Below are 14965 nucleotides of genomic sequence, written 5' to 3'. Positions count from 1 at the left end.
AAGTGGGTGGAGTTACGCGCAGATGTGCGGGCTCTGCCGGATACGGCAGGAAGAAGCGCACCCATCGGGGGCGATGGTGGACCTTCTTGCTCTGGGACCTCTTGAACTGTGGCACGGAGGAAGGCAGTTCAAGATCGGTACGGTGAAAGAGCGCTGTGTGCTGGCCGTGCTGGTCCACGCCCGGGGCGAACCGGTCCCGGTCGACACGCTGATCGAGCGTGTCTGGGACGGCGATCCGCCTCTCAGCGTCCTGGACACACTGCAGACCTATCTGTCGCGAATACGGGGACGGCTGCGCGAGACCGTCGGTGATCTGGCCCGGGTGGACACGCCCTCGCCACGGCGGTACCAGCTCCTCGCCGATCCCGAGGACATCGATCTGCTGCGCTTCCAGCGACTGCGCAAGGAGGCGGGGGCGGCGGCCGAGCGGGGCGAGCGGGATCTGGCCCTCGGTCTGCTGCACACCGCCGAAGCCACCTGGCGGGGCGAGCCACTGGCCGAGTTCACCAGCGCCTGGGCGACCTCGGCGCGCGCCCGGCTGATCGAGGACCACCGCCGGGTACGGGAGGAACGGATCCGGCTGGAGCTGGAGCTGGGGCGGCACGCGGATCTCATCGGCGAACTGCACGAGCTGGTCGCGGAGAATCCGCTCGCCCAGCGGGTGATCGCCTCGCTGATGCTGGCGCTGTACCGCTCGGGCCGGCCGGCCGAGGCGCTCTCCCTCTACCGCTCCACGCGCCGACAACTGCACGAGGACCAGGGGATCGAGCCTGGAGCGGAGCTTCAGGAGCTTCATCTGCGGATTCTCGACCAGGACCGTACGTTGGAGACCGGATCCGAGGCCGAAGGAGCGCGGGGCGGACCGGGCGGATCCGTGGTGGTGACAGCCGCGCCGGAGGAACCGGAACCACGGGACAACCTTCCGCGCGACACACGGGACTTCACCGGCCGCGCGAGCGAACTGCGGAGCCTGCTCAAGGGCTCCGGAGCGGACCCCCGCTCCGCAGCGGACCCCCTGGCAGACTCCCTGTCCGGCGCGCCCGACACCGCCCCCGACACAGCCCCCGGCCCGACGGCGGGGGTGGGCCCCGCGTCCGGGGACGAGGACCGCGCGGTGACCGCTCTGCCCTTGACCGTCGTGCACGGAATGCCGGGAATCGGCAAGACGGCACTGGCCATCCACGCCGCGCACCGGCTGCGTTCGTCGTACCCCGACGGACTGTTCTACGTCGACCTGCGCGCCTACAGCGGCCAGCAGCCCTACGACCCGGCCGAGGCACTCGGTGTGCTGCTCCACGCTTCCGGTTCGCACGAGGAACTGCCCGACTCGCTCGACGAGCGCGCGGCACGATGGCGGGAGTGGACCGCGCGTCGCCGTGCGCTCGTGGTCCTCGACAACGCCCGGGACGTCGCCCAGGTCAGCCCGCTGCTGCCCGGGGCTCCCACCTGCCGAGCGATCGTGACCAGCAGGAACCGGCTGACGGGCCTCGCGGGAGCCACCCCCGTCTTCGTGGACGTGCTGTCCGAGGCCGAGGCCACCGCGCTCTTCACCCGGATCGCGGGCCCCGCCCGGGTGTCGGCCGACCCGGCGGCCCTGCGACAGGTCGTCGCGGCATGCGACCGGCACCCGCTGGCGCTGCAACTGCTGGCGAGCCGCTTCCGGCACCGGGACTCCTGGGACCTACGGCATCTGCTCGACCGCCTCGCTCGGGCGACCGACCGGCTGGACGAGTTCGACGACGCCGTGGCCTCGGTGTTCCGGTTCACCTACGAGGAACTGAGCGCTCCGGCCCAGGAGTTGTTCCACCGGCTGGCACTGCACCCGGGCCCCGATCTGACGGTGGACGCGGCGGCGGCGCTCGTGGACTCGGACGTCACGCGAATCCGCAAGGCGGTCGACGAACTCCACGACGTCCATCTGCTCGAAGAGCCGATCCACGACCGCTACCGGCTCCATGATCTGGCCCGCGCCTTCGGTCTTCAGGCCGGCGCCCGGACGGAGGCTGAGTCCACGCGCCACGAGGCGGCCGGCCGGCTCTTCGCGTACTACCTCACCTCCGCCCACCGCGCGGACGGTCTCGTCCATCCCCACCGGCGCAGGCTCGCGCTGCGGCCGGACCAGGAATCCCCGTACGCGCGTCGGTTCACCGACACGGACGAGGCGTCGGTATGGCTCACCGTGGAACGCGCCAACCTCCTGGCGACCGCCCGCCACGCCGCCGCCGAGGCCCCGGCGTACGCGGCCCTGTTCCCGCATGTCCTGGCGACCTCACTCAAACGCTGGGGTACGTGGGACATCGCGGCGGAACTGTACGGCGCGGCCGTATCGGCCCTCCGCGCGAGCACCGACGCAAGCGCCGACCGGGCCGCCCTGGCCAGAGCACTGACCGAGCACGCGGACGTACTCGCCCGACTGGACCACGACGAGGCCCTGCGCTGCGCGACGGAGGCTCTGGCCCTGTTCCAGACTCTCAACGACTCGCACGGCCGGGCCGATGCCCTCCTCCAGTCGGGCCGCGCCCATCTCGCGGCGGGCCAGGGCGAGACGGCCCTGGGCCTGCTGGACGTCGCATTGGACCTGTACCGGGAGTTTCTCGACCCGCACGGCGAAGCCGAGTGCCTCAACATCCAGGGCGTAGCGCTGCATTACGCCGGACGGTACGACGAGGCCCGGCACAAGGTCCGGATGATGTTCGACATCCACCGGGAACTCGGCGATCTGTTGGGCCAGGTCAAAGCCATGAACAATTTGGGCGAATTATCATATCTGCAAGGACGTTATGAGGACGCCGGCAATTACTACGAACGGTCCCGGGCCCTCGCGGAGCGAAGCGGCGGCCGTCAGGAGTTCGCCATCCTCGACGCCAATCTCGGATCCATCCACCAGGCCAGGGGGCAGACCGACACCGCACTCGCGTACTTCCGGAGAGCTCTGCGCACCAGACGGGCCAGTGGTGACAGTTCGGGCGAGGTCCACGTACTGATCAGCCTGGGCACGACATACGCGGAGGCGGGCCGAAGAGGCGAGGCCCTGCTGCACTTCACCAGGGCGGAAGAAGTCGCCCGCAGGATCGACAGTCCGTTCGACCGTCAGCGCGCGCTCGTCGGCGTGGCCGATGTCCAGCGCGAGTCGGGACGGCTCGGCGCCGCACGTGCGGCTTATGAACAGGCCCTGGACATGGCCCGGAGTATCGGCTTCCCTCTTGGCTCCGCACGCGCGCTCGCGGGCCTCGCGCGGATGGCGCTGTCCTCGCACAGCATCGGTCTCGCACGCCGGTATGGTGATGAGGCAGTGACCATCTACCAGAGCCTCGGCTCCATGGCAGAGGTGGAGAGTCTGAGGCGCCTGCTCGGCGAGCACGGCGTGACCGGCTCCTGATGGTCTGACAGGAGCCGGAACGCCGAGCCTGGGGACGGGTTGGTTGCTTACGCAACTACCCTACCCGGCGCCACCACATCCACTCGAGGGGCAGCGAGTTCGCGGTGGTGGCAGTGGCCTGTACGTACGTGGACACGGTACTCCAACAGGTCGATTCGTTTACCTCGGGGACTGAAGGTACTAGCTGAGACGATCTCTGTCGAAACGTGTGCGCCGGGTAGGGCAGATGGTGTTGAGTGCCCCAGTACGCAGGAGCAACGCCCCCGCACGCCGTATCGTGGGCACCGTGGAGGCCCACCAGCGGGGGCGGGATCAGCAGGGGGAGAACGAGGGGCCGGAGCCTGCGGCGCCCCCGGGAGTGCGGCCCATCTGGTGGGTGGTGGCCGCCGTTCTCGTCGCCGCGGCCGTGGTCGTCGCAGTCACCCGGCGTCACGAACTGGTCACGGCTGTCGGCCTCATCAGACATGTGCGTCCGTCACGGCTCGTCCTGGCCGCCGCGTTCGAGGCGACCTCCCTGCTCTGTGTGGCGATGCTTCAGCAGTGGCTGTTGCGCGCGGGCGGGGCGCGGCTGCGGTTGTGGGGGGTCTCCGCCATCGTGCTGACGGCCAACGCCATCGCCGGGGCGCTGCCGGGCGGAGCGGCGTTCGCTGTGGCGTGGGTGTTCAGGAAGCTGCGCCGCTGGGGAGTGGGGCAGGTACTCGCGGGGACCGTACTGGCGCTCTCGGGGCTGCTGTCCGCGCTGAGTCTGCTCGTACTGCTGTTGGCCGGCGTGCTGGCGAGCGGTTCGGCGGGACCTGTCGCAGGGGCACTGCCGCTGGTCGTCGGTCTGCTCGTCCTCGCGGTCGTGGTGGTGGGCGCGGCGATCGGCCTGTCCCGGTTTCCCCGGGTGCGACGGCGCGTGTGGCGTATCTGGCGACGCGTCGGTCTGCGGTCCCGGCGGCTCTTCGACATCGAGGAGTCACTGACCCGCTTGGGCCGCCAGATCCACAGTACGCGGCCGGGGGTACGTCCCTGGGTCTGGCCGTTCCTTTTGGCACTCCTCAACTGGGGCTTCGATCTGGGCTGTCTGATCGCCGCCACATGGAGTCTCGGAATCCAGGTTCCATGGCCGGGAATCATCGTGGCGTACGGGCTGACACAGTTCGCGGGCAGCCTGCGCCTTACACCGGGAGGTCTCGGCGTGGTCGAGACGAGCCTTACGGCGCTGCTCGTTCTCTACGGGATGCGCGCCGAACAGGCGATCGCGGTGACGCTTCTTTACCGGGTGGTGAGTTTCTGGGCCCTTCAGCCGATCGGCTGGGCGAGCGGGCTCGTACTGACCCTGAAACGCGACGGCGCGGCACGGAAGCCGAAGCAACAGCCACAACAACACCCAAAGCAGGAGCAGGAGCAGGGGGAGAGGGAGGACCAGTCGCAGGAGCCCCGCGACCAGTAGATCCGTCCCGAGACATCCACCGATCGCCGGACACCCACAGCTCCCCTCCGCACACCGCCTCCGCCCCGGGCCGCCCCGCCCCGGGCCGGTCAGCGCACTCCGGCCAGATCCCGGTTCAGCTCCACCACATTCACGGCGTCCCCGTGCCCGAGAAAGCCGCCGCCGCGGCCCTCGGTATGAGCGGCGACCAGCTTCCGTACCATCGCCGGGTTCAGTCCGCGCACCCCGGCCACCCGGTCGATCTGCTGGTTCGCGTACGCGCGCGAGATATGCGGATCGAGTCCCGAGCCCGAGGCGGTGAGCGCGTCGACGGGCACGCTGCTCGGCCGTACACCGTCGAAGGCGGCCACCGCGGCCCTGCGCTCCTTGATCATCCTGATCAGGACCGGATTGTCGGGCCCCAGATTGGAGGCGCCCGAGCTGGTCGGGTCGTATCCCGAGGGGCCCGCCGCCGAGGGGCGGGGCTGGAACCACTTGGGGTCCGGCCCGCCCGGCCCCCCGTCCCGCTTCGGCAGATCGAAGTTCTGACCGATCAGACGGGACCCCGTCGCCCCGCCGTTCCCGCCGAGCAGCGAGCCGTTGGCCTGGGAGGGGAAGGCCGCCTGGGCGATACCCGTGATCACCAGCGGATAGCAGAGCCCGGTGATCACGCTGAGGACGAGCAGTATCCGCAGCGCCGACAGATGGTGGCGCAGGAGAGTACGGGTACGGAGAGACAGAGGCATGGCAGTCACCTTCTCGTCGGTCGGCCTCTCGCCGATGGCCGGTGGTTCCTCACCGCTCCCGATGGCCGGTGGTTCCTCACCGTTCGCTTCTCGCCGGTCAGCCCAGGCCGGGAATGAACTGGATGATCAGATCGATCACCTTGATCCCCACGAACGGCAGAATCAGCCCGCCCAGTCCGTACAGCCAGATATTGCGCCTCAGCAGCGCGGACGCCGACGACGGGCGGTAACGGACCCCCCGCAGGGCCAGCGGGATCAGCGCCACGATGATCAGCGCGTTGAAGATGATCGCGGAGGAGATCGCGGACTCCGGGCTGTGCAGCCGCATGATGTTGAGGTCGTCGAGCCCCGGATAGACTACGGCGAACATCGCGGGGATGATCGCGAAGTACTTCGCCACGTCATTGGCGATCGAGAACGTCGTCAGCGCACCGCGCGTGATCAGCAACTGCTTGCCGATCGCGACGATCTCGATCAGCTTCGTCGGGTTGGAGTCCAGGTCCACCATGTTCCCGGCCTCCTTGGCCGCCGACGTACCGGTGTTCATGGCCACACCCACATCCGCCTGGGCCAGCGCCGGGGCGTCGTTCGTACCGTCCCCCGTCATCGCGACCAGCTTTCCGCCGCCCTGCTCCCTTCTGATGAGCGCCATCTTGTCCTCGGGAGTGGCCTCGGCGAGAAAGTCGTCCACCCCCGCCTCCTCCGCGATCGCCCGCGCGGTCAGCGGATTGTCGCCGGTGATCATGACGGTCTTGATCCCCATACGGCGCAGTTCGTCGAAGCGCTCCCGCATCCCCGCCTTGACCACGTCCTTGAGATGGACGACCCCCAGCACCCGCGCGCCGCGGACACCACCCCGCACCGTCGTCTCGGCGACGACCAGCGGGGTACCGCCGCTCGCCGAGATGGCGTCCACGATCCCGCCCGCCGCGCTGATGGCGGTACCGGTCGTCCCGCCGCCTCCGGAGACGGCCTGCCCGCCGTTCTCACGCACCCACCGCATCACCGCCGCGGCCGCCCCCTTGCGCAGTGAGCGGCTGCCGTCCGGGAGGGTCAGATCGACCCCGCTCATCCGGCTCTGCGCGGTGAACGGTACGAACTCGGCGCCAGCCAGCTCGCCTTCCTCCCGGCCGCGCAGTGCGTACCGCTCCTTGGCGAGCACGACGATGGAACGGCCCTCCGGTGTCTCGTCCACGATCGACGACAGCTGGGCGGCGTCGGCCAGTTCCTCGACGCCGACGCCCTCCACCGGCAGAAACTCGGCGGCCTGGCGGTTGCCCAGGGTGATCGTGCCCGTCTTGTCGAGCAGAAGGGTGTTGACATCACCGGCCGCCTCGACCGCACGGCCCGACATGGCCAGTACATTGCGCTGCACGAGCCGGTCCATCCCCGCGATCCCGATCGCCGAGAGCAGAGCTCCGATGGTGGTGGGGATCAGCGCCACCACCAGGGCGATCAGGATGACGATCGACTGTTCTGCGTGCGCGAACAACGCGAACGGTTGAAGGGTCACCACCGCGATCAGGAAGACGATCGTCAGCGAGGCGAGCAGGATGTTCAGCGCGATCTCGTTGGGGGTCTTCTGCCGGGCCGCGCCCTCGACCAGTGCGATCATCCGGTCGATAAAGGTCTCACCGGGCTTGGAGGTGATCCGTACGACGATACGGTCGGACAGCACCTTCGTACCGCCGGTCACGGCCGAGCGGTCCCCGCCCGATTCACGGATGACCGGTGCCGACTCCCCCGTGATCGCCGACTCGTCCACACTCGCGACGCCCTCGACCACATCGCCGTCGCCCGGGATGATCTGGCCGGCCTCCACGACCACATGATCGCCGAGCCGCAGTTGTGTGGCCGACACCCGCTCCTCCTCCGGCTCCTGTGTGCCGGGCCGCCAGCCGCCGGGGAGCCGGCGCGCCACGGTGTCCGTCTTCGTCCGGCGCAGAGTCTCGGCCTGTGCCTTGCCCCGGCCTTCGGCGACGGCCTCGGAGAGATTGGCGAAGACCGTCGTCAGCCACAGCCAGACGGTGATCACCCAGGCGAAGACGCTGGGATTCCTGATCGCCGAGAGAGTGGTCAGTACCGCGCCCACCTCCACGACGAACATCACGGGGTTGTGGAACATGACCCGGGGATCGAGCTTGCGCAGCGCGTCGGGGAACGAGGTGACCAGTTGTCCGGGGTCGAGCAGCCCGCCGGAGATACGGCGCTTGTTCGGCGCGAGCGGGTCCGGGTTCCTGGGCATCAGCGCAGCCCTTCCGCGAGCGGGCCCAGCGCGAGCGCGGGGAAGTAGGTGAGGCCGACGACGATGAGGATCACCCCGGTGAGCAGGCCGACGAAGAGCGGCCGATGCGTGGGCAGCGTCCCCGCGTTGACGGGCACCGGCTGCTCGGCGGCCAGGGATCCGGCGAGCGCCAGGATGAACACCATGGGCAGGAAGCGGCCGATGAGCATCGCCAGACCGAGGGCGGTGTTGTACCAGACGGTGTCGGCGGAGAGTCCCGCGAAGGCCGAGCCGTTGTTGTTGGCGGCCGAGGTGAACGCGTAGAGCACTTCGGAGAAGCCGTGCGGCCCCGGATTGAGCATCGCCGCCCGCTCCCCCGGCAGCGCCATGGCGATCCCCGCCCCGGTCAGCACCACGGCGGGGGTGGTGAGGATATAGAGCGAGGCGAACTTCATCTGCCGGCCGCGCAGCTTCTTGCCCAGATACTCGGGCGTACGGCCGACCATCAGCCCCGCCACGAAGACGGCCACGACCGCCAGGACGAGGATGCCGTAGAGCCCGGATCCCGCACCGCCCGGCGCGATTTCGCCGAGCATCATATTGAAGATCGTCATCCCGCCGCCGCCCGGTGTGTACGAGTCGTGGAAGGAGTTGACGGCCCCGCAGGACGTCAGCGTGGTGGACACCGCGAAGAGCGCCGAGGACCAGATACCGAAGCGCTGCTCCTTGCCCTCCATCATTCCGCCGGCCGTGTGGCCCGCCGTACTGCTCACGCTGTGCAGCTCGTTGGCCGTGACGATGGCGACGGAGGCTGCCCAGATCAGGGCCATCACGCCGACGATCGCGTATCCCTGGCGCCGGTCGCCGGCCATCGTGCCGAAGGTGCGCGGCAGCGAGACGGCGATCACCAGCAGCAGATAGATCTCCAGCCAGTTGGTGAAACCGGTCGGGTTCTCGAAGGGATGGGCGGAGTTGGCGTTGTAGAAACCGCCGCCGTTGGTGCCCAGCTCCTTGATGACTTCCTGCGAGGCGACCGGACCACCGGGGATGCTCTGGGTGGAGCCCGCGAGCGTATGGACCGCATGGGGCCCGTGGAAGTTCTGCACCACCCCCGACGCCACCAGCACGATCGCGAAGACCACGCAGACGGGCAGCAGTACGCGCAGCACGATCCTGGTGAGGTCCACCCAGAAATTGCCGACCCGGTCGGTCTTCTGACGGGTGAATCCCCGGATCAGGGCGGCCACCACGGCGATTCCGACGGCGGCGGAGACGAAGTTCTGCACCGCGAGCCCCGCCATCTGGACAAAATGCCCCAGTGCGGACTCACCCGAGTACGACTGCCAGTTCGTATTCGTCACGAAGGAGACGGCCGTGTTGAACGACTGGTCGGCGTCCATGGCCGGCGTACCGAGAGCGAGCACGAAGTGGTTCTGGAGGCGAAGAAATCCGTACAGGAACAGTACGGAGACAAGCGAGAAGGCGAGCACACTGCGAAGGAAAGCGGTCCAGGTCTGGTCGGCGTCCCCGGAGACTCCGCCGAGACGGTAGATCAGCCGCTCCAGCCGCCAGTGCCGGGGCGAGGTCAGGACGTACGCCATGTAGTCGCCCAGCGGCCGGAAGGAGAGGGCGAGCGCCGCCACGAGGGCGAGAATCTGAAGCCACCCCGCGAGCGTGTCGTTCATGGAGGACCTTTCCTGGGCCTTCCTCTGGTGGGAGAGGCTAGAAACGCTCGGGAAAGAGCAGACAGAACACGAGGTGGACGACGAGAAGCACGGCGACGGTCAGTCCGACGATGTTCTCGACGGTCACAGCCGGCCCACCCCCTTCCCCACCAGACCGATCAGCGCGAAGACCGCGAGGGTGACCACGACATAGATGAGGTCGGACATCTTTTGACGCTATCGGCCACCCGACTGGCGGGCTCCTGACACGCCGGAGCCGATCGAGTGGCGGGCGCGGCGGCTGTCGGCGGCGGCCGGACCGCCGCGGACCTGCGGCGCAACGGCGGTGACCGAGCGTCCCATAGCAGTGAACAGCGCGTTCCGCCCGAGATGCTGAGCTCCTGGAGGTATGACTACGCTTTACGGGCGGCTCGATCGATCACCAGGACCGAACGGAGGAACGGACCGGCCGGTCAGGGCCGGGCCAAGACCGAACGAGAGCGGTCCAGGACCGAAGCGATCCAGGACCGACCAGGGTCGAACGAACCGAGCGTCGAACGAACCGAGCAGGGTCGACCGACAGGAATCGTCGAACGGCAGGAACGCAGGCCGGCCGGGTGAGAGCGCCCCGCCCGGCACTCCCCGGGCCATCTCGTCTCAGGACCCGCCGATCCAGCCGCGTCGACGCCTCCGGGCCCGAGCCGGGGCCCCTCCTCCCACAGGAAGAGGAATCGAACCATGAACCGCACCCGTCTCCGCACCACAGCCATGTCCACCGCCGCCGCGATCACCCTCCCGCTCTCGCTGGGAGTCATGGCTCCTCAGGCCTTCGCCGCCCCGACGCCGAGCACACCCACATCGACCGGTACGTCGGCGTCACCCAGCACATCCACCTCGCCGAGCCCGTCCACCTCACCGAGCACCTCTCCCTCGGCCTCGCCCAGCACGTCCACGTCCGCCGGGGCGGCCGTCCCCTTCGGTCCGGGGTGCTCGTCACTGCTGCGCAAGGGCATCGGTGGCAGCTTCTCCAGAATGGCGGCCCAGCCTGTCGCCACCGCGCTGGCGGAGAACACACATCTCTCCACCTTCGTCGCCCTGGTGAAGAAGGCCGGACTGGTCGACAAGCTGAACACCACGAAGGACATCACCGTCTTCGCCCCGACCAACGACGCCTTCGCCAAGCTCTCCAAGGCGCAGCTCGACGGGATCCGCGACAACGAGGCCCAGCTCAGAAAGGTCCTGAACTACCACGTGACGGAGAAGAAGGTCGCCCCCGACCAGCTCCCGAACGGTGTCTTCAAGACCCTGGAGGGCGGCACGCTCACCACATCGGGCTCGGGTGACTCGTTCAAGGTCAACGGGACGACGAACATCGTCTGTGGTGACGTCCGGACCAAGAACGCCAACGTGTACGTGATCGACACCGTGCTGATGCCCCCGAGCTAGGTGTATTGATCACGAGCGTTGTTGACACTGGCCGGGCTTGATCATGGCGAAGACCTCCGGTGTGGTGGAGCTGTCTAGGACTGCACCACACGGAGGTCTTCGTGTCCCACCGTAATGCCCGGCTGACCGTTCATGGCAGGCGGCTGCTGGTCGAACGCGTCTGCGCAGGCCGCCCGGTCGCCCATGTGGCGGCCGAGATGGGTATCTCGCGCGCCACGGCCCACAAGTGGATCCGCCGTTGGCGGGCCGAGGGCGACCAGGGCCTGCACGACCGGTCCAGCCGGCCCAGGACGACACCGCACCGCACCCCGCCAGAGACGGAAGCCCGGGTGTGCATGCTCCGCCGGGAACGCAAACTCGGTCCCGCCCGCCTCGGCCCGGCCCTGGGCCTGCCCGCCTCGACCGTCCACCGCATCCTGACCCGACACGGCCTGAACCGCCTGGCATTCCTGGACCGGCCCACCGGCCAGGTCATCCGCCGCTACGAACGTGACAGGCCCGGCGAACTGGTCCACGTCGACGTCAAGAAACTCGGCCGGATTCCCGACGGGGGCGGCCACAGGGTCCTGGGCCGCCAGGCCGGCCGCGCCACCCGCGCCGGCATGGGCTACGACTACGTCCACTCCGCCGTCGACGACCACAGCCGGCTCGCCTACAGCGAAATCCACGACGACGAGAAGGCCGCCACCTGCGCCGCCTTTCTCCGCCGGGCGGCAGCCTTCTTCCACACCGCGGGCATCGACCGGATCGAACGCGTCCTGACCGACAACGCCTGGCCCTACCGCAAGAGCTTTGCCTGGCAGCAGGCGCTCGCCGACCTCGGTGCGGCCGGCAAGCTCACCCGCGCCTACCGGCCCCAGACCAACGGCAAGGTCGAACGCTTCAACCGCACCCTGCTCGACGAATGGGCCTACATCCGGCCCTACACCAGCAACCACGAGCGAACCCAGGCCCTGACAGACTTCCTCCACACCTACAACCACCACCGCTGCCACACCGCACTCGGAGGCCACCCACCCATCACCCGAGTCAACAACCCTGCGGGTCAATACACCTAGGGCCTCTCGTTTGGATCTTGCCGTCCACGGATCCGGCCGGAAGCGACAGGCACCCGACGGCTCGGCCGGCGCCCGGTCTCCAGCGGAAGGAGACCGGGCGCCGGTCGTTCCCGCGCCCCGCCGCGCCGTCGGTGTGTCGTCGGCGTGTCGTCGAGCAGGATCGAACGTGTGTTCTATGATTCCCCCGGCATGCCCCGTGACAGGCCCTTGATCAGGTCCGTTCTCCGGGCGCCAGCCCCTGCCGTCCGTGTGTCCGGAGGAATTATGCGCCCTGCCAAACCCCTGCCGCCGTCGCTGCGGACCTGGGCGGAGCATGCCGTCGGCCCCCTCTCCGCCGTGCGGGACGCCTCGCATCCCAGGGAGAACTCCCGGGTGTGGGATCTCACCGACGGCAGCGGCCGGCGCTTCTTCGTCAAGCAGTCGCCGACTCCGGAGTTCTACGAGCGCGAGACCTTCGGATACCAGTCCGCGGTACCCGCGCTGGGGTACGGCCACGCCCCGCGCCTCGTGGACACCGACGCCCGCCGGCTGGCGCTGCTGCTGACCGCCGTACCCGGCGCGCCGGTCTCCCGGCTCACCCTCACCGTCCCGGAACACCGGGCCGCGCACCGGCAGTTCGGCACGCTGCTGCGGCGGCTGCACGGTACGGAGAAGATGCCCGCGCAGGGGCGCCGGGCGGCAGCGGCGGCGGCCGAGCGCACGGCCGCCGCCGCCGAGAAGCACCTCGCGCGCGCGGGCGGCCTGCTCTCGGGAGACCGGCGCGCGCTCGTCCGCCATGCGGCCGGGCATCTGCTGAAACTGACCGACCTGCTCGCCCCGGGCCATATCCACGGCGACGCGCAGGAGCGCAATGTTCTCTGGTCCGGGGCCGGGTCCGGGGCCGGGTCCCGGACCGGGCGGCTGGCCATGATCGACTTCGAGCGGTCCCGGTACGCCCCGGCCGTCCAGGACTTCGTACGGCTGGCCTGCGGCCCCTGGCAGGACCGTGACGATCTGCGCACCGCCTTCTTCCAGGGCTACGGCCGCCCGCTGACCGAGACCGAACGCCATGCCCTGCCGTGTCTGGCGGCGCTGGACGCCGCGAGCTGTCTGGCGTACGGACCGGCCCATGGCGAACACGATGTGACCGAGCGCGGGCTGCGCACACTGGACCGGCTGGAGAAAGGCACCTTCCGCCGGTAGGACCGATTCCCGCGCCCCCGAGAATTTTCGGCATTTTCCGTATTACGGCGTCAAGGCATTACGGCGGCTTGATTACGGCGCCCCGCGAATCCCCGGGAGAATCCGGATCGAGAAGCGCTGGATCTCCGCTCGACCCCCGCTGGATCCCGGCTGGACCGGCGCTGGACCTGTCCTGGAACCGTACTGGACCGGCGCTGGGTCCCTATCCGGCGATAGACGGCACAAACACCATGAGAACCGCCCGCGCGGAACCGATCCCGACCGGCGAGCACTTTGGGCTAGGTAGCATCCCCGCGATCGGAACGGGGACCGACTCCTTTTCCCCGGAATCCCGGAAGGATTTCCCAGTGTTCTCTCGTCGTCATGCGATACGGATCGGACTCACCGCGGGAGCCCTCGGCGTCACCGGCGCCACAGGCTGGACGGCACAGGCGCTCAGCGGCCGCGGCACGCGCGGTACGGCAGCGGCGGCAGCCGTACCCGCCGCTCCTGTTACCCCGTTCAGCGTGCCCCTCACCCGGCCACCGGTGCTCGCGCCGGTCCGCAGATCGGCGACCACGGACTACTACTCGGTGGTGATGGCCAAGGCGCGGCGCGAGATCCTGCCGGGCACCACCACGGAACTGCTCACCTACAACGGCTCCTTCCCCGGGCCGACGATACGGGCCCGCTCCGGGCGGACCGTGGTGGTCAAGCAGGTCAACTCGCTGTCCATGCCGACCTCGGTGCATCTCCACGGCGGCAACAACCCGACCGCCGACGACGGCGGCGCGATGGACACGATCGCCCCGGGCGCCACCAGGACGTACACGTACGCCAACTCCCAGCCGGGCGCCACTCTGTGGATGCACGACCACGCCCACCACATGGAGTCCGAGCATGTCTATCGCGGACTCTCCAACGTCTATCTGCTGGGCGACGACACGGAGGACGCGCTCGGGCTGCCGTCCGGTGAGTTCGAGGTGCCGCTGGTCCTGCGCGACGCGCGGTTCGACGCGGACGCCCAACTCGTCTACGAGATGGACGACGCCTTCAACCGGACCACGATCCTGGTCAACGGCAGGCCCTGGCCCGTACTGAAGGTCAAGGGACGCAAGTACCGCTTCCGGCTCGTCAACTCCTGCAATCTGCGTATCTTCGCGCTTCAGCTCTCCGACGGCAGCGCGATGACCCAGATCGGCTCCGACGGCGGGCTGCTGGCGAGGCCGGCCACGGCCACACAGCTTCTGCTCTCCCCCGGTGAACGCGCCGACCTCGTCATCGACTTCGCCCAGTACCGGCCGGGCACCCAGCTCGTGCTGAAGAACCTGCTGGGGCCGGGTCCGGTCGAGGAGGTCGGACAGGTGATGCGGTTCGACGTCGGCGCCCGGGTCCATGACTCAAGCAGGGTTCCCGCCACGCTCGCCTCGCTGCCGACGCCACGGAGGGCCACCGTGGAACGGAGCTTCGAGCTGAAGATGGACGAGACGAGCGCCTCTCCGCAGGGATACATCAACGGGAAGGGTTACGACCCGGACCGCATCGACACGACCGTGCGCTGGGGCACCACCGAGGTGTGGACCGTCACCAACGCCAGCACCCTGATACCGCACAACTTCCATATGCATCTGGTGCAGTTCCGCGTCCTCGAACGCGACGGGGCGCCGGTCACCGGCGCGGAGGCGGGACGCAAGGACACCGTTCTGCTGCTGCCGGGACAGACCGTGAAGCTCCAGGTCACCTTCGACAGCCACCGCGGGGTGTTCCCGTACCACTGTCATCTGATCGACCACAGCGCGATGGGGATGATGGCCAACCTCAAGGTCGTCTGACCGGTCGTCCGACCGGTCATCCGACTGATTCAAGCTGGTCG

10 protein-coding genes are annotated in these 14965 nt (G+C 68.9%); 6 read left to right on the top strand and 4 right to left on the bottom strand.

The genetic code is table 11. From position 1 onward, the window contains the following. Positions 1-142: 142 nt before the first annotated feature. Together OG214_RS25935 and OG214_RS25930 are read left to right on the top strand one after the other, a co-directional pair. Entirely contained in the window at positions 143-3379 is a 3237-nt protein-coding gene (locus OG214_RS25935) for an AfsR/SARP family transcriptional regulator (RefSeq protein ID WP_405986106.1), read from the top strand. Positions 3380-3665: 286 nt separating this feature from the next. Then, entirely contained in the window at positions 3666-4814 is a 1149-nt protein-coding gene (locus OG214_RS25930; protein WP_405986105.1) for a YbhN family protein, read from the top strand. Between the two features lie 89 nt (positions 4815-4903). Here OG214_RS25930 and kdpC read toward each other — a convergent pair whose 3' ends face one another. The 4 genes from kdpC to kdpF all read right to left on the bottom strand — a co-directional run bounded on the left by kdpC (position 4904) and on the right by kdpF (position 9575). Continuing rightward, the gene (kdpC, locus tag OG214_RS25925) at positions 4904-5539 is read right to left on the bottom strand and encodes a potassium-transporting ATPase subunit KdpC (protein ID WP_365900830.1); all 636 of its coding nucleotides are present in this window, start codon (positions 5537-5539) and stop codon (positions 4904-4906) included. 97 nt (positions 5540-5636) lie between these two features. Next, positions 5637-7784 (bottom strand): potassium-transporting ATPase subunit KdpB, encoded by a 2148-nt coding sequence (gene kdpB / locus OG214_RS25920; RefSeq protein ID WP_405986104.1) that lies wholly within the window; start codon positions 7782-7784, stop codon positions 5637-5639. Further along, positions 7784-9448, bottom strand: coding sequence for a potassium-transporting ATPase subunit KdpA (gene kdpA, locus OG214_RS25915; RefSeq protein WP_405986103.1), 1665 nt, complete (start codon positions 9446-9448; stop codon positions 7784-7786). Before kdpA ends, kdpB begins: the two co-directional genes overlap by 1 nt. 37 nt (positions 9449-9485) lie before the next feature. Beyond that, on the bottom strand, positions 9486-9575 hold the full coding sequence (gene kdpF, locus OG214_RS25910) for a K(+)-transporting ATPase subunit F (RefSeq protein WP_405986102.1): 90 nt from the start codon (positions 9573-9575) through the stop codon (positions 9486-9488). A 590-nt stretch (positions 9576-10165) separates the two neighbouring features. Between kdpF and OG214_RS25905 the strand changes: the two genes are divergently transcribed. From OG214_RS25905 to OG214_RS25890, 4 genes are all read left to right on the top strand, one after another. Next, positions 10166-10873, top strand: a complete 708-nt coding sequence (locus OG214_RS25905) for a fasciclin domain-containing protein (protein ID WP_405986101.1) — start codon at positions 10166-10168, stop codon at positions 10871-10873. A 101-nt stretch (positions 10874-10974) separates the two neighbouring features. Then, positions 10975-11931 (top strand): IS481 family transposase, encoded by a 957-nt coding sequence (locus OG214_RS25900; protein ID WP_405986100.1) that lies wholly within the window; start codon positions 10975-10977, stop codon positions 11929-11931. A 264-nt stretch (positions 11932-12195) separates the two neighbouring features. Then, positions 12196-13113 (top strand): phosphotransferase enzyme family protein, encoded by a 918-nt coding sequence (locus OG214_RS25895; RefSeq protein WP_405986099.1) that lies wholly within the window; start codon positions 12196-12198, stop codon positions 13111-13113. A 347-nt stretch (positions 13114-13460) separates the two neighbouring features. Continuing rightward, entirely contained in the window at positions 13461-14924 is a 1464-nt protein-coding gene (locus OG214_RS25890; protein WP_405986098.1) for a multicopper oxidase family protein, read from the top strand. Positions 14925-14965: the final 41 nt, after the last annotated feature.

The sequence above is a fragment of the Streptomyces sp. NBC_00872 genome (assembly GCF_045161915.1).
GTDB lineage: Bacteria > Actinomycetota > Actinomycetes > Streptomycetales > Streptomycetaceae > Streptomyces.
Note: the sequence above shows the minus strand (reverse complement) of the source record. Positions and strands in the feature narration are given on the sequence as shown.

What these genes read in the sequence shown, in the direction of transcription:
- kdpC (WP_365900830.1), bottom strand. Translation starts at nt 5,539, where the DNA reads ATGCCTCTGTCTCTCCGTACCCGTACTCTCCTGCGCCACCATCTGTCG.
- kdpB (WP_405986104.1), bottom strand. Translation starts at nt 7,784, where the DNA reads ATGCCCAGGAACCCGGACCCGCTCGCGCCGAACAAGCGCCGTATCTCC.
- kdpA (WP_405986103.1), bottom strand. Translation starts at nt 9,448, where the DNA reads ATGAACGACACGCTCGCGGGGTGGCTTCAGATTCTCGCCCTCGTGGCG.
- OG214_RS25905 (WP_405986101.1), top strand. Translation starts at nt 10,166, where the DNA reads ATGAACCGCACCCGTCTCCGCACCACAGCCATGTCCACCGCCGCCGCG.
- OG214_RS25895 (WP_405986099.1), top strand. Translation starts at nt 12,196, where the DNA reads ATGCGCCCTGCCAAACCCCTGCCGCCGTCGCTGCGGACCTGGGCGGAG.